This window comes from Methanosarcina horonobensis HB-1 = JCM 15518 (assembly GCF_000970285.1).
Taxonomy (GTDB): domain Archaea; phylum Halobacteriota; class Methanosarcinia; order Methanosarcinales; family Methanosarcinaceae; genus Methanosarcina; species Methanosarcina horonobensis.
In genome coordinates this window covers 2,226,109-2,249,221 of sequence record NZ_CP009516.1, presented here as the reverse complement: position 1 = coordinate 2,249,221, position 23,113 = coordinate 2,226,109, and the positions used below count along the sequence as shown (strand labels likewise).

Annotated in this window: 24 protein-coding genes; 7 read left to right on the top strand and 17 right to left on the bottom strand. The window is 42.3% G+C overall.

Features of this window, described 5'->3' with window-relative positions; all coding sequences use genetic code 11:
* Positions 1-88: 88 nt before the first annotated feature.
* The 5 genes from MSHOH_RS09800 to MSHOH_RS09780 all read right to left on the bottom strand — a co-directional run bounded on the left by MSHOH_RS09800 (position 89) and on the right by MSHOH_RS09780 (position 4,987).
* Positions 89-1,054, bottom strand: coding sequence for a DMT family transporter (locus MSHOH_RS09800; protein ID WP_048139274.1), 966 nt, complete (start codon positions 1,052-1,054; stop codon positions 89-91).
* A 209-nt stretch (positions 1,055-1,263) separates the two neighbouring features.
* Positions 1,264-2,931: an adenosylcobalamin-dependent ribonucleoside-diphosphate reductase gene (locus tag MSHOH_RS09795; RefSeq protein WP_048139273.1), complete on the bottom strand. Its 1,668-nt coding sequence runs from the start codon at positions 2,929-2,931 to the stop codon at positions 1,264-1,266.
* Between the two features lie 330 nt (positions 2,932-3,261).
* Positions 3,262-3,669 carry a helix-turn-helix domain-containing protein gene (locus MSHOH_RS09790; protein ID WP_048139272.1) on the bottom strand — a complete coding sequence of 136 codons (408 nt, stop codon included), beginning with the start codon at positions 3,667-3,669 and terminating at the stop codon, positions 3,262-3,264.
* Between the two features lie 254 nt (positions 3,670-3,923).
* On the bottom strand, positions 3,924-4,187 hold the full coding sequence (locus MSHOH_RS09785; protein ID WP_048139271.1) for a hypothetical protein: 264 nt from the start codon (positions 4,185-4,187) through the stop codon (positions 3,924-3,926).
* Positions 4,188-4,519: 332 nt separating this feature from the next.
* Positions 4,520-4,987: a peptidylprolyl isomerase gene (locus MSHOH_RS09780; RefSeq protein WP_048139268.1), complete on the bottom strand. Its 468-nt coding sequence runs from the start codon at positions 4,985-4,987 to the stop codon at positions 4,520-4,522.
* A gap of 826 nt (positions 4,988-5,813) precedes the next feature.
* Between MSHOH_RS09780 and MSHOH_RS09775 the strand changes: the two genes are divergently transcribed.
* The 5 genes from MSHOH_RS09775 (at position 5,814) to MSHOH_RS09755 (ending at position 11,007) form a co-directional block, all read left to right on the top strand.
* A complete protein-coding gene (locus MSHOH_RS09775; protein WP_239451314.1) occupies positions 5,814-6,581 on the top strand; it encodes a hypothetical protein in 768 nt (255 codons plus the stop codon).
* Between the two features lie 166 nt (positions 6,582-6,747).
* Positions 6,748-7,581, top strand: a complete 834-nt coding sequence (locus MSHOH_RS09770) for a hypothetical protein (RefSeq protein WP_048139261.1) — start codon at positions 6,748-6,750, stop codon at positions 7,579-7,581.
* 415 nt (positions 7,582-7,996) lie between these two features.
* Entirely contained in the window at positions 7,997-8,884 is an 888-nt protein-coding gene (locus MSHOH_RS09765; protein WP_048139255.1) for a hypothetical protein, read from the top strand.
* A gap of 260 nt (positions 8,885-9,144) precedes the next feature.
* A complete protein-coding gene (locus tag MSHOH_RS09760) occupies positions 9,145-9,744 on the top strand; it encodes a hypothetical protein (protein ID WP_048139254.1) in 600 nt (199 codons plus the stop codon).
* Positions 9,745-10,257: 513 nt separating this feature from the next.
* Positions 10,258-11,007: a hypothetical protein gene (locus MSHOH_RS09755; RefSeq protein ID WP_048139251.1), complete on the top strand. Its 750-nt coding sequence runs from the start codon at positions 10,258-10,260 to the stop codon at positions 11,005-11,007.
* Positions 11,008-11,114: 107 nt separating this feature from the next.
* Here the strand turns inward: MSHOH_RS09755 and MSHOH_RS09750 are convergent, their stop codons facing one another.
* The 7 genes from MSHOH_RS09750 to MSHOH_RS09720 all read right to left on the bottom strand — a co-directional run bounded on the left by MSHOH_RS09750 (position 11,115) and on the right by MSHOH_RS09720 (position 18,366).
* Positions 11,115-11,717, bottom strand: coding sequence for an aminodeoxychorismate/anthranilate synthase component II (locus tag MSHOH_RS09750; RefSeq protein WP_048139249.1), 603 nt, complete (start codon positions 11,715-11,717; stop codon positions 11,115-11,117).
* Positions 11,718-11,750: 33 nt separating this feature from the next.
* Complete coding sequence (trpE, locus tag MSHOH_RS09745; protein WP_048139247.1) at positions 11,751-13,457, bottom strand: anthranilate synthase component I; 1,707 nt, start codon at positions 13,455-13,457, stop codon at positions 11,751-11,753.
* Positions 13,444-14,148, bottom strand: coding sequence for a phosphoribosylanthranilate isomerase (locus MSHOH_RS09740; protein WP_048139245.1), 705 nt, complete (start codon positions 14,146-14,148; stop codon positions 13,444-13,446). The genes trpE and MSHOH_RS09740 overlap by 14 nt, the downstream gene beginning before the upstream one ends.
* The gene (gene trpD, locus MSHOH_RS09735) at positions 14,145-15,257 is read right to left on the bottom strand and encodes an anthranilate phosphoribosyltransferase (RefSeq protein ID WP_048139243.1); all 1,113 of its coding nucleotides are present in this window, start codon (positions 15,255-15,257) and stop codon (positions 14,145-14,147) included. The genes MSHOH_RS09740 and trpD overlap by 4 nt, the downstream gene beginning before the upstream one ends.
* 36 nt (positions 15,258-15,293) lie before the next feature.
* Complete coding sequence (trpA, locus tag MSHOH_RS09730; RefSeq protein ID WP_048139241.1) at positions 15,294-16,112, bottom strand: tryptophan synthase subunit alpha; 819 nt, start codon at positions 16,110-16,112, stop codon at positions 15,294-15,296.
* 1 nt (position 16,113) lies between these two features.
* Positions 16,114-17,325, bottom strand: a complete 1,212-nt coding sequence (gene trpB, locus MSHOH_RS09725) for a tryptophan synthase subunit beta (protein ID WP_048139239.1) — start codon at positions 17,323-17,325, stop codon at positions 16,114-16,116.
* 237 nt (positions 17,326-17,562) lie between these two features.
* On the bottom strand, positions 17,563-18,366 hold the full coding sequence (locus tag MSHOH_RS09720) for an indole-3-glycerol-phosphate synthase (RefSeq protein ID WP_048139238.1): 804 nt from the start codon (positions 18,364-18,366) through the stop codon (positions 17,563-17,565).
* Between the two features lie 250 nt (positions 18,367-18,616).
* Here MSHOH_RS09720 and MSHOH_RS22125 point away from each other — a divergent pair, with 250 nt between their 5' ends.
* Positions 18,617-19,447, top strand: a complete 831-nt coding sequence (locus MSHOH_RS22125; protein WP_052730802.1) for an HNH endonuclease — start codon at positions 18,617-18,619, stop codon at positions 19,445-19,447.
* 83 nt (positions 19,448-19,530) lie between these two features.
* On the opposite strand, the gene MSHOH_RS25625 is transcribed toward MSHOH_RS22125, so the two are convergent.
* From MSHOH_RS25625 to MSHOH_RS25160, 4 genes are read right to left on the bottom strand one after another with little or no spacing between them, the layout of a single operon-like run.
* The gene (locus tag MSHOH_RS25625) at positions 19,531-19,665 is read right to left on the bottom strand and encodes a hypothetical protein (protein WP_275425565.1); all 135 of its coding nucleotides are present in this window, start codon (positions 19,663-19,665) and stop codon (positions 19,531-19,533) included.
* Positions 19,662-19,859 (bottom strand): hypothetical protein, encoded by a 198-nt coding sequence (locus MSHOH_RS25165; RefSeq protein ID WP_239451313.1) that lies wholly within the window; start codon positions 19,857-19,859, stop codon positions 19,662-19,664. The genes MSHOH_RS25625 and MSHOH_RS25165 overlap by 4 nt, the downstream gene beginning before the upstream one ends.
* A gap of 60 nt (positions 19,860-19,919) precedes the next feature.
* Complete coding sequence (locus MSHOH_RS26005) at positions 19,920-20,024, bottom strand: hypothetical protein (protein ID WP_394297762.1); 105 nt, start codon at positions 20,022-20,024, stop codon at positions 19,920-19,922.
* 16 nt (positions 20,025-20,040) lie between these two features.
* Positions 20,041-20,373, bottom strand: a complete 333-nt coding sequence (locus MSHOH_RS25160; RefSeq protein WP_239451312.1) for a hypothetical protein — start codon at positions 20,371-20,373, stop codon at positions 20,041-20,043.
* A gap of 306 nt (positions 20,374-20,679) precedes the next feature.
* On the opposite strand from MSHOH_RS25160, the gene MSHOH_RS09705 reads away from it, so the two are divergent.
* Positions 20,680-21,663, top strand: coding sequence for a TIGR03885 family FMN-dependent LLM class oxidoreductase (locus tag MSHOH_RS09705; RefSeq protein ID WP_082089301.1), 984 nt, complete (start codon positions 20,680-20,682; stop codon positions 21,661-21,663).
* A 2-nt stretch (positions 21,664-21,665) separates the two neighbouring features.
* Here the strand turns inward: MSHOH_RS09705 and MSHOH_RS09700 are convergent, their stop codons facing one another.
* Positions 21,666-22,670, bottom strand: coding sequence for an Nramp family divalent metal transporter (locus MSHOH_RS09700; RefSeq protein ID WP_052730801.1), 1,005 nt, complete (start codon positions 22,668-22,670; stop codon positions 21,666-21,668).
* Between the last annotated feature and the right edge of the window lie 443 nt (positions 22,671-23,113).

The following is a 23,113-nucleotide window of genomic DNA, read 5'->3' as shown; positions in this document are numbered from 1 at the left end:
TATATATTTTTTGGAAACGGGGAAAGGGGTTTATTAAGAACTTGATTTTTACCGGGAATGACAAATGAAAAAAAGAAAGAAGGAGGGTTTATTTTCCCTGTGGCCTTAGGAGTTCTTTTTTCCAGAACGATATCTTTTTGCTCGAGAACGTTTTTTCCCCGAAGATCAGCTTTCTCAGAAAAATAGAGTTATCAAGGCTTACCACAACTGCTGCTGCAAGGATAAAGAAGCAACCTGTAAGCATTCCACTGTGCACCGGGCTTCCCAGTACCGTGTAGTCGAAAAAGATACAGGAAACGGGCTCAAGAAGGGTAAGAATGCTGCCTGTAATTGCACTTACACCTGCAACCCCTCTTATATAGAACACTGCACCTACACCTGTAATCAGGATCCCGAAAAGCATCAGGATATAAAGGTTTTCAGCGAGTACTTGCCCTGGCACGGATATTGCGAAAGGTGACAGGAAGACCAGACTGATTACACTCTGCCAGACCAGCTGAGTAAGGCCGTTATACTCGTCTCTGAGATAGCGGACAGATATTATGACTCCGCTGCTGAAAAGGCCCCCCACGAGCCCGAAAATTACACCTTTCAGATAGCTGCTTCCAAACGCAAGCTGTTCAAAGCCGCCTTCAGGTCTTGTTACGTAGAATACACCTATCAGGCCCAGGAAAAGAGCAAGAATGGTCTTTTCGGTATTCTTTTCCCCGAGAAGGACAGGTGCAAGGAAGGTAAGGTATATAGGGTCGGTGTACAGAAGAAGGACAGCAGAAGAAGCCCCCAGATATCGGATTGCAGTATAATAGGAAAACATCTGCGAAACATATAGAATTCCAAGAAGAAGCAGATACCTTTTCTTCCGTTTCAAGGCAAGCTGACTGAGATTTCCGGTAATTGCAAGGTAACATAATATGGCTGAAAGTCCGAAAAGGACTCTGTAGAAGATAATAGATCCTACAGACATATCCTCGAGCAATGTCATGAAAATTCCGACAGTACCATAAATAACGCAAGCGGTTAGCAATTCAAGGTGATGTTTGGGGGCAGCAGTCATGCTATATCAGGGGGCGCGAATGTATATATATTTTTAGTAAGATAACTGCAATTCCAGTGGTATAACACTTAGTAATAAAATTTAAAAGCTTAATAACAAACTTATTTTTATCTTATAGTAACAGAAGTTATTTTATCCTGCAATCGAAGCCCGTAATTCAGAGTATCCCGTTAGACAATTTAAATTTTAAGGCCTCAAATTTCAGAAATTTAAAACTGGGATTTCTTTAAGCTGAGAACTACATGCTGTCTACTTCCGGTCCTGTAAATTGTAAGTCCTTTTAACCCCTGCTTCCACGCATAAATCAAAGCTTTCTCGATATCTTCTTTTTTCGTATTTGCAGGCATATTGATAGTCTTTGAGATTCCTGCATGGCAGTGGCGCTGAAAGGCTGCCTGTATGTCAATATGAGTTTTCCAGCTAATATCAAGGGCTGACCTGAATAGCCTTTTTTCTTCTCCGCTCACTACTTTTGAGTTTTTTATGTCCTTCAAGGTGCCGTGAGTATAGACATGTTCAAGGAGCCAGCTGTAATCTGATTCTGAAAGCTTTGGCTTAAAATGTGCCTCAAAGAGCGGGTGAACAAGCATGAATTCTTTTTCCACCGTCCGGGTACGCCTGTAAACCCAGCTGAAAACAGGCTCAATTCCTGCAGAGCAGCCGGCTAGAATGCTGATGGTGCCTGTAGGGGCAATTGCGGTCAGCGTGGCATTTCTCATTGGAAGTTTCCATATGGAGTTTTCATGTTCCGGAAAAGATCCTTTTTCTGCCGCAAGTTTTCTTGACTCCCGGACCGCAGCCCAGTTAATCTGCCCCATAAGTTTCTCTGCAAGCTTGAGAGCTTCTGTTGAGTTATAGGGCAGTCCAAGTTTCAAAAGCATATCGTGAAAACCCATAACTCCTAGCCCGATTTTCCTTGTCTTTCTGGTTGCTTCCCCAATCTTCGGGACAGGATAGACATTTACGTCGATTTCATTATCAAGGAAACGGACAGCTTTTCCGACTGTTTCCCTGAGAGAGTCCCAGTTGATTTTCCCGTCCTCAACAAAAAGGGAAAGGTTAATGCTACCCAGATTGCAGGATTCAAAAGGCAGGAGAGGTTCCTCTCCACAGGGGTTTGTGGCATGGATATCTCCAAGTGAAGGGGTGAAGTTGTCCCTGTTTATGCGGTTATAGAAAAGAACTCCAGGTTCCCCGTTTTTCCAGATTCCATCAACAACCTCTGAAAATATCTCTCCGACTTTTGCGCCTGTTTTTGAGTTCCATATCTCATTCATTCTGCCTTCGTCAGCCAGACTCATGAAAGCATCAGGAATCATTACAGAGATATTAAAATTACTCAGAATACCCTCCGTGCGTTTTGCTCTGATGAAAGGAATAATATCGTTGTGAGAAATATCAAGTATCCCCATATTGGCGCCTCTTCTTCTCCCGAACTGTTTTACTATCTCAGTTGCCTGATTAAAGAGACCCATTAAAGCTACGGGACCGCTCGCAGTACCGGTACCTGAGGCAGAAGGAGAACCATCTGGCCTGATTTTTGAGAAATTAAAACCTGTACCTCCTCCGGTCTTCTGTATAAGGGCAGCGGTCTTGACAGAATCGAATATTTCTTCTATGCTATCCTCCACGGGTATGACAAAACAGGCTGAAAGCTGCCCTGAAGCTGTTCCTGCATTCATAAGGGTTGGGGAACTCGGGAGAAAGACTTTACTATTCATAAGATTAAAAAATTCAGTGTACTCCTCCGTGGTTGTTGCAACTGCTTTTGCTACCCTCTCACAGACGTCTTTCCAGTCCTCTTCTCCCTCCCGAAGGTATCTGGATCTAAGAGTCTCAGCTGCCAGTAAGTCCAATCCTTCTTTAGTTTCCGACACAAAAATCGTTTCTCCCGAATACTCAGCAATCCCGAATATTAGCAGGCTTTAGTCTTTTATAAAAAAAATCACGTCCAATGTAGAAGTTATGTTCAATATTATGCGGGATTTTTTTATCATTGTTTCCGAAAATAAGATGAGAAGTTATTATCAGAAATTAAGGTGAGAAAGAACTATATAAATAATGTTTAAAAAATAAAATGGAAATATATTAGAGAAGACTACGGAACCTGATTGAAAAAAGTATTAGAAAAGAGCAGGCAGAAGATATCACAGGATTAAGATTTTATAAAGACTTTATAGAGTCAAGATTTCTCAATAAACCTATTCTTAGATCTGTGTTTTCTCATTGTCCATTCTCAAGATAAGGGCACATATTTTATCATCCAGTTTATCAACCATTTCGTTCATCTGGCAGTACCATTCATCAACGTTCTTTTTTACTATCTGTTTCATTTCCCAGAGTTCGATGGCTGTGTATTCATAATAGTGTCCCCCAGTCTCGATAGATTTCGTTTCTCTGTAAACAATTCCACATGTTATGAGATTCTGTAGAGAACGATATGCAGTACTCCTCTCCCTGTTAAGAATTTCCCCAAGCCTGTCAGTTGTAGTAGAACCGTGCATGAGTAAAACCTTGTATGCTTCGATATCAAGAGCTTTCAACCCGAGCACACATTTTACCATGTCCTCGCATCTGAAGCTTGCTCTGATCATTTCATGAATAGAATCTACCATAAAACCACTATTTAAGGAGTTTTGCTTTCGTTAAAGCTAATCTGGGCAAATCTGGACTTCCCAAGCCCAACCTTTTTGTCTTTACTTGAGGAGCACAGGATAAAGCAAGTTTTCGGACTACCTGTTAATCGGGAGGTGGAAAGGCTTACGTCAACTCGCTTGCAGCATGGATCAGTATCCCCTTTCCAATTCAAAATTCCCAGGCTTGCCAATGACCACCCGTAAAATCTCATCCCCGAAAAGGGAAAGGATCATTATCCTGTGTACCATCCCTGCTGGATTAAAGTAGAAAAAACGGTGTCTATCCATGTCATATTTTCTTTGTAGCAGAGCTTAACTTTCTCTCCGATCCCGATGTCCTTCAGGAAATAACAGTTTCCGGTATTCTCTTTTATTGTTCCTGGAGCAAGGGTTTCAAAATAGAAGACTTTCTTTTCCCTGAGAAGAGATAAGGCCCAGGAAAGAAGAGTTACTTTTCTCCGCCAGGTTTCGGGGACTGACAGCTTGTTTTCAAACACCGTTTTTCGCTCCTGTGATCCTCACTTTGCCATTTAATGCGGACAAACTATAATAACGTTATGTTCGATTAAACATAACGGTTGAGAAGTTAAGAATAATTCAAAAAGGAAAACGAAAAATTAAGTTAAACCAAAAGTACTGAAAAAAACAATTTATGAATTGTGGACTCAGAAAAAAATAAGTGAAGGAATTAGATTTCTGGAAAACGACAGATTATAAGTTAAATTTGAGTTGAAGTTATTCCTAATATTGAAAATTGTTTTCTCTTCCGAACTTCTTCAATAATCCCTTCCTTATTTAATAGTTCCTGCTTTAACAATTACTTAATTCTTCAGACCAGTTCAGCTTTCACGATTTTAACTTCTGTTTTCGGACGGTCCTGTCGGTCGGTCTTTACCTTACCCATGGCATCGACAACATCAATGCCTTCCACAACCTTTCCGAAGACAGGATGCATTTTGTCAAGGTAGTTGTTATTTACAAGGTTGATAAAGAACTGGCTTCCACCTGTGTTCGGACCTGCATTTGCCATTGAAATCGTGCCTCTGTCGTTCCTGTTGTGTTTTGTGAACTCGTCAGGGATTTCATAGCCTGGCCCGCCCATGCCTGTTCCTGTAGGGTCTCCGCCCTGGATCATGAATTTGTCAATTATCCTGTGGAAAATCACGCCATCATAGAAACCCTGGTCCACGAGTTTTGCAAAGTTCCCCGCCGTAATCGGCATATCCTCAAAAAGTTCGATGGTAATATCACCCATAGTGGTGTGCAAAACCACTTTCTTTCCCTTCCATACAGCCATTTCTGTTCCTCTTTCGTCTTTTAATCTAATTTCTATGTGTGCCTGTCTTTTTGTCGGCTTTTGTGCACTTTATGCTCGCCTTGCATGTAAATGCTTCGCCAGCAGAGTTGCGGCTCTGCAGTGTGCTGTCCTTCCCGAGTTTCGTTTCGGGATCACAGAAAATCATAGATTTTCTGGGAGTTGCGATATGGTCGCAACAGTTCGATGTCCTTTTCGCTGCGCTCAAGAGGACTAATTTGTGGGCAGAGCTCCAGGTTAATTTGGTAATTTGCTCATGCCTGCAGGAGTGGCATATCTACGAAATGCAGCAGGGTTAAAAGTGAACGCAAGTTGAAGCCTCAGACCTTGAGAAGTCTTGAAGAAAAGATGGAGAGGGTAGTTGCTCACGAGCCAACGTTAGGAACGGACAGGAAGAAGGGATGAAACCTATCCTTCTAGAGTAATCGTTTCGATTCTCGTGTGTGTGTGAAATGAGGCTTTGATTTTCTCGTAAGCAACCGGTATCTTACTACCGTATAATTCTATTTATAATTTTTGGTTCTGAACGATTTGCCCATTCTGATACATACTTACTAATATTCAGCAGGATTAAGCAATTTATTTCTTTCCTTAAAGGAAAATAGCAGAATTTTTCGATGCCTTTCTTATCTCCTTTATGACAAAGCTAATATCCTCACATATCCATACTTAATTAAGAGAGAATCTGGGGGCATGAAGGATTCTACCGCTTGATGAAAACGAGGCGTTAGAGATAGGGCTGGCTTTAGTAGATGAGAAGGACGAAGCCAGTGTAATTGAGATCCTTTACTACCTATCAGGACTTGCAGTGAGATACGCAAACGAAGGACTGGAAGGCGATACTAAAAGATTAATTGAATACATGAAAGAGATAGGAACAGCATCGGCTCTCTCAGGGCAGGAGATGGTTGTTACAAATGCCATTCTGCTTTTTACCCCTGCTGCAAAAGAAGCTTGCAGACGCGGGCTGGAAAATGCTCTTGTGAGTATCGCTCTCGCCCTTGGTGAAATCGGAAAGACAGCAGCAGGGCAAAGAATGGAAGTCCCGGCAAAAACTGCAGCTTCCTGTCTGGGAGAGATGGGAAATACTGCAGCCTTCACAAAAACCCGAAAAGAAATAATAGCAGTCATTTTCGCTCTTGGGGAGATTGGAAAAAGCCTTACAAAACAGAGCCTGGGGGAGGTTGCAAACAGTACGGTAGCTTTACTCGGGGAAACAGGGAAAGTAGCCGCAAACCAGAACTTTGAAGATGCAACGTTAAACGCTGAACTTCTGTTACAGGAAATAGGAACAGGAGCAATTGAAAAGAACCTGAAAGAAACTGCTGATACCAGTGCCCGTTTACTCGGGGATATTGGAAGGGCTGCCGATAGGCAGGGACTTGAAAGGGCACTACTTCAGGCAGTTTATTCCCTTGAGGTAATCAAATTTGATGCGGAAGATCGCTATCTTGTGAGTGCATCCATCATAGCCGAAATAGCTCTCATGCGTTTTGACAGTGCAGGCCTCGAGAAACTGGAAGAAAAGCTAAATAAAAATTTTAGAGGAAAAAGAAAGTTTACTTATATTGATTGAAAAACTCTTTTGGGTTTTGAATGAAGCAGTCCAGGCAAAACTCATACGAGCGCCTGAATTACATAAAAACTAATTGTATTATAACGAAGAGGTTTGAGTGCCGGTAAGGCTATCTCATGTCGAGATCACCTTTCTGGAAGTAAAGAATCTAAATGGGGTGTTCCGAATGTCTATTTTAAATGAAACCGGGGCAATAGACCTTGGCTTGAGCTCTGTCAAAGATAATAATGAACTGGGTGTGTTAAAATCCATAGATTTTCTAACAGAGCAGGGGACGAAATATATAAATAAAGGGCTTGAACCTGACGCAAAGAGAACTATTATCAGCATAAGAGACATTGGAAATGCCGCTGCTCTTCAAAAAATGGAGCTTGGAGTTCTAATCTCCCTGGTCTCTCTGGGAAGGATGGCTGAGGCTGCCAGAGAGCAGAAAATGTCTAACACCGGTTTAAGCATTATTTACTCTCTCTGTGCAGTTGGAAGGTCCGCAGTTGGACAGGAGATGGAAGCGGCAGTCAGAATTGCAGTTGCATATCTTGGAGAGATTGCAAACTCTGCATCTCTTCACAACCTGAAAAGGGAATCTCTTGTTTCTTCTCTTGCCATAGGAGCTATAGGAAAAGAAACATCCAGGCAGCAGATCATCAGGGTTCCGGAGAACGGAGGACTTTTTTCTCCCGGTTCAGGCATGTTCTTATCTACCCAGGGCATGGAGGCGCCTCTTTTATCTGAAGAGTTCCAGAGCATCCTGACGCACCTTATGGAACACAGGGGAGAGATCCATTCTTACCAGCATGTACCTGTTTTTTCTGAATATCAGTTTCATGAAACTGACTTTAGAAACTTTGAAAATATCATTATAAAGGCTGCTGATGCACTTGGAACGATAATGCTTGAACCTAAAGAAAAGTTTCTCGTAAGTTATATGCTTGTGACAAAGCTTTCTATTGAAACCTTTAATAGTTCTGAGTACGTCCACGAAGCTGAATCATTTGAATAATTCGATTTGTCTCAAAAGGGAGCTTACAACCCTTAATTTCAATTTTTCATAAAATTCAATGTTTCCTTTTTTTCAGCTGAAGCCTGTTCTCCTGTACTTTTAAAGCAGTTTTTTTTCTCTATGAAAAAAATAGTTTTTCAGGCTCATCGATAGCCCAAAGCCTGAGAAGCTTTATAAATAGAATCTCCATTACAAAATAGCAACACTTAATAATCTCCTAATTTCATAAAGTAAGCCAGGCAGTCCAGTCAATATTTCCCAGTAACAGTTCTATTCCACCCAATTATTTCATGCTCTATAATCGCTTAAACTGGCAACAATAGCATAAAAAATTAGACATAATGATTGTATAAATTTGCAAAAAAGTCAGTTTGAAATTTAAATTGCTATAGACTGATAGAGAGGGGAAAAAAGAATGATAACATTAAACGAAGCAGAGGCAGTTGACGTAGGTTTATCCTCAGTTGAGGAACGAAACGAGAGCAGGGTTTTCCAGGCCCTGGATTCCCTTACGGGAATCGCAGAAGGTTTCCTATCTGAAAACGAAGAGGCAGATGCTTCAAGGGTTATCCTATCAATTTCGGATATTGCACAGGCAGCTGCACAGGAAGGTATGGAACTTGTTACTATCAACTCAGTCCTTGCCTTCGGGAAACTGGCAAAAGCAGCCGCAAAAAAAGGATATAAATCAGCTCTGAACAGGGCAATGGTAGCAACAGGGAAACTCGGAAGAGCAGCAGCTTCAAGTTCGCTTGAAGCAGGTTCAAAAGTAGCTGCCACAACCCTGATGGAAATCTGGAACTTTTCCTCTCCAGAAAAGAAAGATCGGGAGGAAATGGTTGCTTTTTCTCTGCTCTTAAGAGATATCGGGTCTGCTGCTGCCGCACAGGATATGGAAGAGGCCTTGCTCAACGCAATAACCTGCCTGGGAGAAGTTGGAAAAAAAATAGCCTCCGAAGGTCTTGAGACTGAAACTATCAGCACTCTTCTGCTGCTTGAAGAAACAGGCAGGATTGCTGCAGAAAAATACTTTGATGAAGCCCTGAGCTCGATAGCTCTTTCAATTGAAGATACAGGAAAGATTTCTTTAAAGAACGGACTTCGTGAAGCTGCACTTCAGAGCCAGTGGTCTCTTAAAACACTAAAAGTTCAGGCTGAAGAAAAATCCCTGACCAATTCTCCCATTGTTACGGAAATGGCACTTGACAGCTTTAAACTCACAGACGTCGCAGAAAGCGATGAAAACACAGAGAAACTTCAGGAGATAAAGGAACTGCAGAGAAAGGTTTATTCAAATCTGTAACACGAAGAGCCCATTAAAATTCCATTTTTTTTGCTTTTTTTCCTATTTTTTATACTTGTTTTAATCTTTTTATATATCATATCGTTTCAAAACATACTTTTCAACATATTTACCTTCCAATTTTTCAACATATTTATCTTCCAATTTCAACTTTTTCCGTCCGGTTTTTAGGTTAATGAGTATATACAGGAGAAATACGAAAAAGTAATAACCTCCAGGTTCATAAATTGTGAAAATGGCTGTGAAACTGGAGGTTAAATTTGATTTTAACGGAAAATTTCCTTCTGCTTGAGCCCGGACTTGAAGCGGTCAGGACTCGAGATGAAACCCGACTTCTCGCGATAATAGATGAGCTGGCTGAAGTTGGGATAAAGTTTTTTTCAGGTACCATCTTGCAAGAAACGGCAGATGGAGCAATTGAATGCATAAAATCTCTGGGACTAGCTGCGGCTGAGGGAAATATGAACTCGAGTGTCCTTAACGCGACTGCCTCTCTAGGGCTGATCGGGCAGGAAGCGGCAAGAAATGGAGAAAATGAAGCTGTGCTCGATATCCTTTTTGCTCTTAAGGCTCTGGGGGAAAAAACAGCTGAGATAAAAACTCTTTTTTCTCTCAGATTGATAGCTATCTCCATGAAAGAAGTCGGAAAAGAAGCTATCAGGCAGGGAATGGAAAAAGAAGCTATTACAAGCCAGTTTTGTTTAAAGGAACTTCACATTTTTTGCAAAGACTTTGGAAATGAGTCTGAAACTTTCAATGAAGACTTTTTTTCTTTAATCAGAGACATTGGAAGATGCGCTACAGACGCAGGCCTTGAAACAGCTGCAATAAATGCAGCTGCACTGATGGAAGATCTCTAACTGCATTAGAAAAGCTGTCAGGGTATAAAAACAACTATCTATCGCTCTTTATCAAGTTGAATCCGATAGATGCTTATTCCTTTTTAATATCTGTCCAGATATCGTTCTTTAAGAAATATTAAAAAGGTTTATGCTGGAAGGGGAAAGGTAAGGAGTAAACCCTTTCCCTTTCCATGGAGGTGTGTTGTTGGTATTCATACGGGTAAATATGCCAGAAACCCGCAGAAGTTTATATTCATATGATATATATTATATAGGAAATGTATTTAACTCTTTTCCTTTAATAACAATGTTTGACTGTTTTGATTAATTATTTCGAAATCTTTTCAGTCAGAAGAATATAAATTTTATTTATAAAAATTCATGACGATGTGAAATCGTGATATAAAAGTTTAAAACTCTTTACAAATTTCCAAAAATATAGGAAGACTAATATCAGGGTATTCCTATATAAATAGTTAAATTCTTAAATCGAGCATTTTTTACAGGATTTGACTGGAAAGGGGTTTAAATATGTTTTCACTGAACGAACAAAAAGCTATTGAACTTGGCGAATCTGGAGAAAGAGCGGTAAGGGAACAAAACGAATATGATGCCCTTCAGTATATAGAGTACCTTCGAGAACTAGGGGAAGAACTACTCAACGCAGATTTTGAGACCGATTTAAAAAGAATTGCCATTTCACTCCGAAATATCGGCAACAAAGCTGTTCAGAAACGGATTGGAAACGTTGCGTCTGGTGCGGTAGAAGCCGTTGATACACTTGCAAGTCCTTCCATAGAAAAAGGCTACTCTAATGCCCTCTGGTCTTTCTCAAAAGCTGTACAGGAAATTGGAAAGGGAGCCTCACAGGCTGACATGCCCGAAACTGCAGAAAAAGCTGTTAACACCCTCGAAGTGATAGGGCGAGGAGCTGTTGAAAAAAGGATGGAGGTCGTAACCCTCTGGACAACAATGTCACTTGAAGAGATCGGCTATCTTGCAGGCAAAAAACAACTTGATGAGCTTAGCAGCGCAGCAAAAGCTGCCAGGGAAAGTATTATAAAGCTCTCTGAAGACAATGGATTCATTCCCAGGGAACAAATTGTTAAATACCCCCAGCTTATCTCCCAGACGTTAAGCGAATTCTCAGACATGCAGAACCTTCAGCCTGCAGGCTATGGAGGCAGCAGACCCAACGAAGAGTTCACGGAAGAAGAATTCTTCGAAGAAGAGGCAGAGGAAGAAGAACCTGAAACCGGGACTTCTGGAAAAGGAAAGTAACAATTAAATGCATATAGAAGGCAGCTAACTAAAGAAAAACGGATTCGCTGCCTGATAATTACGGACAAATTTCTCTGCCCAACAGGCAGAAAAAATTCATGGCTGTTTCAAACAGCCGGTTGTCTTTTCTTAAAGTTCCTTGAGATTTCCAGGAATCTTTCTATTATTTTTAAACCTTCTGGAGTAAGTACCGATTCGGGGTGGAACTGCAGGCCGTAGATGGGATATTCTGAATGTTCTACTGCCATAATTGTTCCGTCTTCTGCACGAGCAGTGACCTTTATTCCCGGAGCTGGCTCACCAATCTCAAGCGAATGGTAGCGGCCTGCATCAAACTGCTCTTTGAGTGTTGTAAAGAGAGCCGATTCCGTGTGCCATATCTTTGAACTTTTCCCATGCACAGGTCCTACTTTGCATCTCCTGACAGGTCCGCCGAATGCCACGTTGATTGCCTGGTGCCCAAGGCAGACTCCGAGAAGGGGAGTTTCCCTACCCATTTCCCTGATTATGTCCAGGCAGTTTCCTATATCCCTCGGGTCAGAAGGATTTCCGGGTCCCGGAGAAATTACCAGCGCATCAGGTTTTATTTCCCTTAACTCTTCCAGAGTAACCGTATTGGGAAGAACCAGAGTATCTTTTTCGAAATATGAGATATAATCCACAAGATTCCATACAAAAGAATCTTTGTTATTTATGAAAACTATTTTCATCTGAAGATCCCTCCTGAAGCCTTTTATTTCAGCTCAATTCTCTCCGCCTATAGCCGCAAGCATTGCTGCCATTTTCCTCTCAGTTTCCCTGAACTCATATGCAGGATCGGAATCCGCAACAATTCCTGCCCCTGCCTGTACCGAAGCCTTTTTACCCTTTATAAGCAGAGTCCTGATCACGATTGCAAAATCAGCGTCTCCGTTCCAGCTGTAATACCCGACTCCGCCGCCGTAGATTCCTCTTGGAGCTGTTTCAAGTTCGGAAATAATCTCCATTGCCCGGATTTTCGGAGCCCCTGACAGGGTCCCTGCAGGAAAGATTGCTCTGAAGGCATCGAACTGGTCGCATTCAGATCTGAGGGTCCCGGAAACCGTGCTTTCTATGTGCTGGACATGAGAATATTTCAGGACTTTCATAAACCCTGATACTTTTACAGAACCGCTTTCGCAGACCATGCGGACATCATTTCGACCCAGGTCAACAAGCATTACATGTTCTGCCCTTTCTTTTTCATCATTGAGCATGTGGGAAGCCAGGGCTTCGTCTTCAGCATCTGACTTTCCTCTCGGACAGGTACCTGCAATAGGGTTTATCATAACAGTACGCTTATGTACGGTCAGCAGGGTTTCAGGGCTTGCTCCTACGATTGCCAGGTCTCCGAACTCGAAGATATACATGTAAGGACTTGGGTTTATTGACCTGAGCTGCATATAAAGCTCGAACGGAGATTGTTCAAGTTTAAATTCGCATTTTCTGGAAAGGACAGCCTGGAAAATATCCCCTGCAAAGATGTGTTCTTTCGCCTGGAGTACCGACGTTTCAAATTCAGACCGATCAGCGCTGCAGACCTGCACAGGTGAACCCGAATCTGTTGATTGTGATACTGTTGACTTGCCAGAAACTGCTGCTTTTGCGGCATCTCCGGACAGGGAAACTTCCTTGATTACGGAGTAAAGCTTTTCTGCCTCAGAGAGAGCTTCTTCATATACTTTGCCCGCATCCGATCCTGGCCTTACGAAAGGAGTGACTACAATGTAGATTTCTTCAGTCAGGTGGTCGAAAACAAAGCTTTTCGAGACAAGAAGGTACTGAAGTTCCGGGATTTCAGACTCAAAATCCTTCTCAGTTCCAAGCCAGCTGTCATAAATTGCATCATAAGCCGTGTACCCTATAGCTCCTCCAAGGAAGGTCTGCCTGTCAAAACGTTTTGCGTTGAGGAACTCAATTCCGTTTTCCGGAGGGAAAGCCAGGCGAAGGGCGTCAAAAGAGTCTTTTCCTTTTGGAATTGAAGCCATGAATCTGCGGGAAGTTTGCACTGCAGTTTTCTTTCCTTCACTTTCCTTACCTTCACTCTCCTTATTTTCATTGTCTTTATCTCCTGCTTCTCCTGTCCCGACTGCACATACTTCTTTTGCTTTTGAAACTATCTCTTCAAAGAAAGCAGAGGCTTTCGGGTTCAGGAGCTCAAGGGAAAGTTTCCGGTCATTTATCGCCAACAGAGCATCGGGGTCGCTTCCGACAAAAGAATATCTTGCTTTGCTTGCCTGCTTTTCCACGGACTCAAGCAGGTAGGAGTAACCCGCAGTCCCTAAGCTTTTCAATGCCTGGTAAAGCTCGAGAGGAGAACAGGCAGGAGAATATTCGGAATTAATTTTTGCAAGGAGCTGGACAAGGCCCGGTTTTTCGAACCCTGAAACAAGTTTCTTAAACTCTTCTTCTCCAATGTCAAAGGAAAGCATTGGCACACCTCACTTCTTCAATAAAATTCCTGATTTTTACAGCATCTTTTCTTCCTGAAGTTTCTACCCCTGAAGCCGTGTCCACAGCATAAGGGGAAACAACCCTTATTGCCTCCTGAACGTTTTCGGGTTTGAGCCCGCCGGCGAGGATAAGGGGAAGTTCCGTTTCTTCGGCAATCCTTCGGCTTAGATCCCAATCATGTATGCATCCTGTACCACCGGTTTTTCCGGCAACCCCCGAGTCCAGAAGTACGCTGTCTACAACTCCGCTTTTTTCCAGCTTGCGGACCTCGTCAAGAAGGCGGTTTATAAGGCTCTGGACTTTAGAAGCTCCAAGCCCGGCAGGTACAGAAAGGGTTTTTATTATGGGAATGTCCGTTTTTTCCCTTATAATCTCAAGTTCGACAGGAGACATACTGGAATGGATCTGAACAATGTCGGGTCTTACTTTTTCAATGAGTTCCAGTGCCCTGGAAGAGTTTTCAGGCATCATAACCATTACCGAATCAAGACATTTCGGAACTTTTGAGATAAGGATAGCAGCAGTATCCGAATCGAGTTTTCTCGGGCTTTCCACAGGGACTTCAGTTATGAATCCTACTGCATCAGCTCCATAGAGTGCTGCCAGTTCTATATCCTCAGGATTACGCATTCCGCAGATCTTTATCCTGGTTTTTAATCCTGTTCTCATGTCTTTTCCCCGGAAGCCGGGCTTAACATGGATATACGGGAAGATGATAAAGCTGCTTCTCCCGAAATAGAGCCCTGTTTTTTATCCTTTTCGTAAAAACTACCGGTAAAAGTCCGGAACTGGTTGAACTTGACCATAACCTTTCCGCTATCTATGGCATCTTCTGCAATAGGAATTGCCTGCTTGATAGAGCCAACAATCCCGCTCACGTAAAGAGCTGCAGCTGCATTCAGAATTATGAGATCTCTTTTAGGTCCTTTCTGGCCCTTAAAGATGCAGAGCAGGTCTCTTGCGTTTTCTTTCGGGGTACCTCCTTTTACGTCTTCGGGATTTGCCCGCAGCATTCCAAGGGACTCAGGGGTAAGTGTATAGGTTGAGACCTTTCCGTTCTTTAATTCCGCAACATAGGTTTCCCCTGTGTTTGTGATTTCATCCATTCCTTCCCCATTAACAACCAGAGCATGTTCGGTCCCGAGTTCTGCAAGAGCATAAGCTATGGGTTCGCAGAGGCTCTTATCAAAAACCCCCACAACTTGACCTTTTGCCCCTGCCGGATTTGTCAGGGGACCAAGGATATTGAAAACCGTCCTTACCCCGAGTTTTTTCCTGACACCTGCAACCCTTTTCATTGCAGGGTGGAAAACCGGGGCAAACATGAAGCCTATACCTATTTTTTCTATTGTCTTCCTGACCTGTTCAGGCGTAAGATCCACTTTAATTCCCAGGGCTTCGAGCACATCAGAACTTCCTGTCATCGAGGTAGCTGCCCTGTTTCCGTGTTTGGCTACTGGGACCCCGGCTGCCGCAGTCACAATTGCAGCTGCAGTTGAGACGTTAATGGTATTCAGTCCGTCTCCTCCTGTCCCGCACGTGTCCACTATCCTGAAAGGCATGTTTGGTCTGATAGTATTGCCAGCTTTTTTCATGCCCTTTACAAAACCAACAATTTCCTGCGGCTTTTCCCCTTTTGCTTTAAGAGCTAGCAGAAATGCCCCTATCTCCTCATCTTCTGCTGTGCTCAGAATTTCACCCAATGCAGCTTCGGCTTCTTCTGAACTCAGGTCACAGCCTTCCTCCAGCTTTTTAGTATATACCTTTATTTCCTTCATTTTCCTCTCTCCTTTCTCTCCTTTGGTCCCCCTGTTTCAATTTGCTTCAAGTATGCCGGATTTGAGTTCCCTTGCAAGGGCTTCCAGCCTTTCGTTTACGTCTTTTCCTTCTTCGACGATCCTGACAAAAGCCGAGCCTACAATTACACCATCCGCCCCGGCTTTTCTAACTTCGGCAGCCTGCTTTCCTGTCGAAATCCCAAAACCCACAGCTTTCGGAATATCTGTCTTTACCCTGGCAAGCAGTTCTTTTGTTGAGCCTGCAACATCGTCTCTTGCTCCCGTAACCCCGAGCCTTGATACGAGGTAGATAAAGCCCGAACCTTTCTGCAGAATCTTCCGGATCCTTGCGTCGGTTGTGGTAGGTGCGACCAGAAAGATCAGGTCAAGCCCATATGTATTACAGCTTGTCTTCAGGTCAGCTGCTTCTTCTACCGGGATATCGGGTATTATCAGTCCGCTGATTCCGGCTTCTGCGGCATTTTCCACAAATTTTTCCACTCCGTACCTGAACACGGGGTTGTAGTATGTCATGCACACAAGAGGAACTTCAACGTCAAGGGATCTGACAAGTTCGAAATAGCGCTCAATATCCATGCCTGCTGCAAGTGCCCTCTGTCCTGCGACCTGTATTGTCGGCCCGTCAGCCACAGGGTCAGAGAACGGGAATCCAAGCTCGATTATATCTGCTCCCCCTTCTGCCAGAGCCTTTACAATCCCGAAGGTTGCCTCAACAGAGGGGTCTCCTGCCATCACATAGCCAATCAGGGCCCCTTCTTTTTTCTTCTTGAGTTCATCGAATTTTTCGGAGATTTTTTGCCTTTTAAGTTCAATTGCCCTAAGTTCAGTCCTCATTTCAGATCCCTCTCTTCAGGCTCAGTACGGTTTCCAGATCTTTGTCCCCTCTTCCTGAGAGGTTTACTACCACAAACTCTCCAAGCTCTCCTGCTTCTGACGCTTTTTTCAGGTATGCAAGGGCATGCGAAGATTCAAGAGCAGGAATGATTCCTTCATGCCGGCTCAGTTCGTTAAAAGCTTCAAGTGCTTCGTCATCCGTTACATAACGAGCTGTAACCCTACCGCTTTCAGCCAGGGCAGCCAGCTCAGGTCCTACTCCCGAGTAGTCAAGCCCTGCTGACACGGATTCTGATTCAAGGATCTGCCCGTTTTTATCCTGCAGGACCTTTGTCCTTGCTCCGTGAAGGATCCCTTCTTCTCCAGCGCAGAGAGAAGCCGAGTGAAGAGCTGCCTTTTCCGTACATTTCAAGGCTTTTCCCCCGGCTTCTACGGCAATCAGCCTGACCTCTCTGTCTTCGATAAAGGGATAGAAAGTTCCCATCGCATTGCTCCCACCTCCTGCACAGGCAATGATTGTATCGGGAAGCCTGCCTTCTTTTTCCATTGCCTGTTCCTTTACCTCACGCCCTATAACACTCTGAAAGTCCCTTACAATCATCGGATAGGGATGGGGACCCACAACCGATCCTATGAGGTAGTGGGTGTTTCCTATGTTTGTAACCCAGTCTCTGAAAGCCTCATTGATTGCGTCCTTAAGGGTTTTTGAACCTGTTTCTACGGGTTTTACCTCTGTGCCCATGAGTTCCATTCTGTATGCGTTCATCTGCTGGCGTTTGACATCTTTTGCTCCCATGTAGACAACGGTTTCAAACCCCAGGTTTGCCCCTGCCATTGCAGTTGCAGTCCCGTGCTGTCCTGCCCCTGTTTCTGCAATCAGCCTGGTTTTTCCCATATATTTCGCAAGAAGGGCCTGTCCTATGGCATTGTTTAACTTGTGGGCTCCTCCGTGCACAAGGTCTTCCCTTTTGAGGTAGATCTTTGTCCCGTATTTTTTGCTCAGGTTTCGGGCAAGGTAAAGAGGAGTCTCTCTGCCTGCAAAATCCTTCAGGTAGTGGTCAAGTTCTGCAAGAAATTCTGGGTCATTTTTGTATCTCTCATACCCTTCCTCGAGCTCTTCCAGAGCCGGCATGAGGACTTCTGGCACGTACTGCCCTCCGTATTTCCCGTACTTTCCTTTTACCTGTAATTCTAAAATTGTAGTTCCTGCCAATTTGATTACTCCCTTATCTCTTGATTTCTGGTTTATTGAGTTGTAATTCCCTGATTTCTAACTTATTGATCCCTAAATTTTCTATTTAGGTTCTATTAACCCTTAGTTTCCTAATTTCTGATCCCATTGTTTATGATTTTGTGAAACAGAATTATGTCCTTAGTTTTGAAATGAAAACAGACTTTTCAACCCTATTTTGCAGGCTGAAAACCCCTCGAAGTCAAAGAAAAGCAGTTATTAACGCCAGCAAAAGCTCTGGACGAATTCTTTAGTTTTTTCAAAAACAGAGTCGCTTTCCATAAGTGCAGACCCTATAAGCACAGCGTCCGCCCCGGCCTGCATTACTCTCCTGACATCACTGGAACTATTCATGCCACTCTCGCTTACAATAATGTGGCTGGTCCCATGGTCAAGGTCATATTCCCGGATAAAAGGCGCAAGCTCTTCCGTGGTAGCCAGGTCAATTTTAAGGGTCTCGAAATTCCGGTTATTTATCCCTATTACTCTTGTACTGGTTTCCAGGGCAAGTTTAAGTTCTTCCCTGCTATGCACCTCAACCAGAGGCTCAAACCCTTTTTCAATGGCAAGCTCGACAAATGCCCCAAGTTCTTTCCCCAGGATGCCTGCAATCAGGAGCACAAGATCGCTCCCCTCTTCTTCAAGCTGCACCCTGTCAATAACGAAATCCTTCCTGAGAACAGGCAGACACACTGTTTTCCTGACTTCTTTCAGGTTTTCGAGCGAGCCCCGAAATACTCCCGGTTCGGTAAGGACAGAAATTGCAACTGCACCTGCTTCCTCCATTTCCCATGCAAGCTCAGCAGCTGCTGCCGGCGAAATTTCCCTGAAACTCTTCCCCGGGGATGCGGGCTTGACCTCTGCAATTACAGGCGCCCGACCTTCTGCCCTTGCAGCTGCAATTGCAGCAATAAAGTCCCTTTTCTGGAACTGAGGCTGCGGTTCTTCTTTATGGATATCGGGTCCAAAAGCCTGGATACGAGTCTTTGTTGTGTTGAGAATGTGGAGGATAGAATCGTGCATTAATTATCACTGGTGTATATTTGTGTACAACAATGTCTAATAACGTACTTGGTATAAAAAGGTTTTGGACAAGAAGGCTTTGCACCTAAAGTCCTATTTTTGCCTGAGTTCAGGTGCAGATTATGAACTTTAGGTGCAAAATGAAAAAATTAATCTTTTGAGATTCTGTAGGCGTCGGCAAATTGTACTATAAAATAAATAAAATATTAAAAAAGTTAATGTTATTTTTTAGTCATAGAGGCAGATTTAGATGAGATTAAATGAATACTTGTTTAAAGAATTAGATAACATACTCCAATTAATCTGTAATTTATTGAATAAGATAAAAGATTGGTTGGCGCGTTTGATGGGCAAAGAGGATCGAGATGATTTTACTCCTGCGACTAAAAAAAGTATCGCAATGAGAGTTAATTATATTTGCTCGAATCCAACATGCAGAAGGTATACTTTAAAACCCAAAATCAACGATCCGTATAGATGGGACGAAGTAGGTCAGGCTTCCCATATTGTATCGGCCAGCCGGGTAAATGGTCCTAGAGCAGATCCTGAAATGAACTCGGAAGATAGAAAACATCCAAATAATGGAATATGGTTATGTCTAAGATGCCACAAAATAATAGATAGTGAGCCTGATTGGGCTACAATAAAAGTATTACAATCATGGAAAAAAGAAGCAGAATTAAGGGCAGTAAGTAATTCAGTAGACGATGATTTTAAACAATCTACAATTGACGACTTAATTATTGCGATTAGGAGTCTTAACAGTTTTTTAGATCAACTTTTGGTATGCAATTCAATTGATTATGATTTAAGGAATAGATTTGAGAGAAACGAGATTAATTGGAATGATTACACAAAAAACATGATGGAAAATTTTGAAAAAACTAAACGTGAATATGAAAAATCGATATTTCCTGAGATACAAGTGGCTTTACTTAAATGTCAAAATATTCTTGGAGAATCAAACGAAATCGTTAGAAATGCATTTAAAAGCTTAGAACGTTCAAGCTGTAACCAACTAACTATGAAAGATATGTTGCCAATTTTATATGAATTAAAAGAAAATGTTCAATGGAGATGAATTAATTTTAAAAATTAATTCATTTTTTTCTCGTACTTGCATTAGAATCAATATAATTCACTTATTTTCCACTTTCAATTACATCACAAGCCCTTCACTTGTAAAAACTCTGGATTAATCTCATTCTCATATATTTCATGGATCACCACAGTTAAATTATAAGCTACAATCTTAGCCAATAACTCATTTTCCTGAGCAATTCTATTTTTAGACTTCAAAGTCTCTCCAAACTTCCTCTTAATGCTGCATTTGTAGATTCAATATTACCTCTCTTATGATAATGCTTTAAGAATTCATCTCTGTTAAGCTGGAAATAATGATACATCTTCTTCCACATAGACGATCCTGCTAGCTTTCCAGTTGCATTTTTCTTAAAAGGAATATACGGCGTTCCTCCAACATTATCTACCAATTCAAGATTATTTCTTGATGAATAAGCTAAATCAGCAGAAACTTCATTGATTGTGAATCCTTAAGATGTTTGTTTAATCAGCGGGCAGAAATGAGGAGAATCATTACTATTTCCATCAGTGATTATAACCGCAGTTACTATGTTTGTCTTCGCTCCTATACACATATGAGCTTTCAACCAATTATGTTCCTTCGTTTCCGTATTTTGTCTCAGTATATACGTTAAATGTAGTAATTCTAAATCCGGTTGAGTCGATAGCAAAATCTGTTTCTAATCCTGCTACTGGTAACGCAGATAATAATACCAATTGATGTAGGATAGGTGTAATTTCAGATTTGTTTAATAGCTTGGAGGGAGCGTTGAAATGTGGAGCATGTTCTATCTGGCTTTTCTCTTTTGTCTTCCTATTTTCTTCTTTTTGGGACAGATCGCTCTCCTCCGTGGAGCGTGACAAGAACGGTCGGGAAAAGATACTCAGTTTCCCCGGAATAGTTACTCTTTCTGAATTTATCAAGTACTGCTTAAAGAATTAAAAATTTAAATTTTCCATGCGCTTTATCTAAACTGAACACGCAGGATGTCTGCGACTTTGAAAAGTTGAATGTTTAATTGCTGAGGGTTAAGGGTATATTTTTAACCTTTTCAGAAATCATGAAAAATCTGTTCCAAAATTTTCCATGAGAAATAAAGGGGTTGGAATACGACAATATGACAATACCTGATTAATTTTTTGGTAAAAAACCTGCGATCGGATTATTCTCTTCTCAGATAATTATTGCCTTCAATTACATTTATGTGTAATAAGTAATAAGGAATTTTTATGGTGGGGTTTTCGTATCACGTTTCTCATGAGCAGTTCAGGCCCGGGGAGCTTTTAAACTGGGTTCAGTTAGCTGAAAAAGCCGGATTTACCGGAGCTTTATCTTCTGACCACTTTAAACCCTGGAGCAGTAAGCAGGCTGAACAGGGTGGAAACGGTTTTGCATGGTCCTGGCTGGGAGCAGCCATGCAGGCTACATCACTTGAGTTTGGAGTTGTGAACGCTCCGGGACAGAGATACCATCCTGCAATTATTGCTCAGGCTGCAGCGACCCTGGCTGAAATGTTTCCTGGCAGGTTCTGGATGGCACTTGGAAGCGGGCAGGCTTTAAACGAGCGAATAACCGGAGATTTGTATCCTTCCAAATTTGAGAGAAATGAAAGGCTACAGGAATGCGTAGAAGTAATAAGATCATTGTTTGCAGGAGATACAGTGACTTATTACGGGACCCACATAACTGTAGAAGAAGCAAAGCTGTATGTTCAACCTGGAGTTACACCAAAGATTATTGGAGCAGCCCTTACTCCTGAGACTGCAAAATGGATAGGCGGCTGGGCAGATGGAATGGTGACGGTGTCTCAGCCTTATGAAAAACTTCGGAAAATGGTAGATGCTTTTCATGCAGGCGGCGGAGAAGGCAAACCCATGTACTTGCAGGTTCACCTTTCATATTCCAATACCGATGAGAAAGCTCGACAGGGAGCATATGAGCAGTGGAAAAACAATACTATCGAAAGTATTGTTGAAGAGGAGATCTATACTCCTGAGCAGTTTGATGCAGCTGCAAAATATATAAGACCCGATGACCTGGACGAACATATAAGGATTTCTTCTGAGCCGGAAAATCATATAGAGTGGATTCAAAAAGATATCGAGCTTGGATTCAGTAATATCATTCTGCATAATGCCAATCTTGAGCAGGAGAGATTTATAGAGGATTTTGGAGAGAAAGTTCTTCCTGTAATTAAAAAGGAATTCAACTGAATTCAGCTCATAAGAAACTCCTCAAAAATATAATAGCCTGCAAAGAATGATGCAACTATTAAAAGCCAGGCTCCTACAGATCCCCAAACTCCGCCCAGAAGCTGGCTTAATACTCGGGTGACATCCGGCCCTTCGGGCACCAGTCCTTCAGGCCTGAGCAGCTGGCTTCCAAGAATCATAAGTGATATCAATATTATTAGAACAAGCATTACTGCTGCAACTGTTGACCCGGTCATAACAGTTACCCATTTTCTAAGGTTCTGCCTGTCCTCAGCTTCCAGTATTGAAAAATCCAATAACTCCGGGTTATCAGGGTCAGTGTACTTCGCTGCACCATAGCCTCTGGCTGATAACCAGTAAGAGTACCAAATTAGCCCCGCTGCACCTGACATCATAAATCCGAGCCAGGGGAGCAACTCGGAGAACTCTGCGTTTTCAGGTGACTGTGGCAATAATCCTCCAGCTAAAGTTGCAAAGCCTGGGAAGACCGATACAGAAGCAATGAATAAGGCGACAGCAATAACCCCGGTCATCAAAATAGATGTCCACTCAACAGCTTTGTACTTACCAAAAGCCACAAGAATTAGTGAAACTATAAGTGCTATGATACTCCAGAGAATAAAGTTTCCAGGGAAAATAAGAATCAGAGCTGTCCCGGTTGCTCCTGCCATGCCTGCAATGGTTGTAACGGCAACAAAGATTTGCGGCAGAATAATCAGCCAGATTCCCCAGTTTTCCGGTCCAGGCAGGTTTTTTATGCCATGTAAAAGAGAACCTCCCGTAACAACTGCATATCGTCCGATCTCTCTTGCTATAAGTCCTTTAAGTAGTATTGCTATTATTAGTGCCCATAATACGGCATAGCCATAAAGAGAGGATATTCTCGGTGTAAAAATAAGCTCTCCTGTGGCAATAGCCGAGATCATCCAGATAATGCCTGGGCCAATCCATTTTAATCTCTCTGATCCCTCTGGCGCTGCTGGAATTTTACCCTTAATATTACCCATTAGATTATTCCCTTGCTTCTGCTTCGATTTAGAAATCAGGTTAAATATTAAGATAAAAAGCAAGATAATAACTGTTTATATAGAGATTCATTTATTACATTTGTCATTGTTGAATCTCTGATATCAGCTAAATGATTTTAAACAATTTTACTATCTTTTACCGGGATCGACATTTACTATGGAGATTTGTTGGGGAGTATCAGGAATGACGGAAATTATTGATATAAGCCTCGATATAGACGAAGGCACAATTGTAATGCCTGAGAATCCTGAATAATGTTGTAGTTATTGAAGGGGTAAATCTCCTGAATACAGAGCCAGGAGAATATGAGCTCATTGCACTACCCATAAAAATAAATACTGATGGGGCTCCTGTAAGAGTTATTTTAAGGAGATAATTATGTCCTTTGAGTCTTTTTAGGGAGACTGTATATCCTTTAATT

Bases quoted from the DNA above. Each gene is read 5' to 3' on its own strand.
- MSHOH_RS09800 (WP_048139274.1), bottom strand. From the start codon at position 1,054: ATGACTGCTGCCCCCAAACATCACCTTGAATTGCTAACCGCTTGCGTT.
- MSHOH_RS09790 (WP_048139272.1), bottom strand. From the start codon at position 3,669: ATGGTAGATTCTATTCATGAAATGATCAGAGCAAGCTTCAGATGCGAG.
- MSHOH_RS09780 (WP_048139268.1), bottom strand. From the start codon at position 4,987: ATGGCTGTATGGAAGGGAAAGAAAGTGGTTTTGCACACCACTATGGGT.
- MSHOH_RS09770 (WP_048139261.1), top strand. From the start codon at position 6,748: ATGTCTATTTTAAATGAAACCGGGGCAATAGACCTTGGCTTGAGCTCT.
- MSHOH_RS09765 (WP_048139255.1), top strand. From the start codon at position 7,997: ATGATAACATTAAACGAAGCAGAGGCAGTTGACGTAGGTTTATCCTCA.
- MSHOH_RS09755 (WP_048139251.1), top strand. From the start codon at position 10,258: ATGTTTTCACTGAACGAACAAAAAGCTATTGAACTTGGCGAATCTGGA.
- MSHOH_RS09750 (WP_048139249.1), bottom strand. From the start codon at position 11,717: ATGAAAATAGTTTTCATAAATAACAAAGATTCTTTTGTATGGAATCTT.
- trpE (WP_048139247.1), bottom strand. From the start codon at position 13,457: ATGCTTTCCTTTGACATTGGAGAAGAAGAGTTTAAGAAACTTGTTTCA.
- MSHOH_RS09740 (WP_048139245.1), bottom strand. From the start codon at position 14,148: ATGAGAACAGGATTAAAAACCAGGATAAAGATCTGCGGAATGCGTAAT.
- trpD (WP_048139243.1), bottom strand. From the start codon at position 15,257: ATGAAGGAAATAAAGGTATATACTAAAAAGCTGGAGGAAGGCTGTGAC.
- trpA (WP_048139241.1), bottom strand. From the start codon at position 16,112: ATGAGGACTGAACTTAGGGCAATTGAACTTAAAAGGCAAAAAATCTCC.
- MSHOH_RS09720 (WP_048139238.1), bottom strand. From the start codon at position 18,366: ATGCACGATTCTATCCTCCACATTCTCAACACAACAAAGACTCGTATC.
- MSHOH_RS22125 (WP_052730802.1), top strand. From the start codon at position 18,617: ATGAGATTAAATGAATACTTGTTTAAAGAATTAGATAACATACTCCAA.
- MSHOH_RS26005 (WP_394297762.1), bottom strand. From the start codon at position 20,024: ATGTGTATAGGAGCGAAGACAAACATAGTAACTGCGGTTATAATCACT.
- MSHOH_RS09705 (WP_082089301.1), top strand. From the start codon at position 20,680: ATGGTGGGGTTTTCGTATCACGTTTCTCATGAGCAGTTCAGGCCCGGG.
- MSHOH_RS09700 (WP_052730801.1), bottom strand. From the start codon at position 22,670: ATGGGTAATATTAAGGGTAAAATTCCAGCAGCGCCAGAGGGATCAGAG.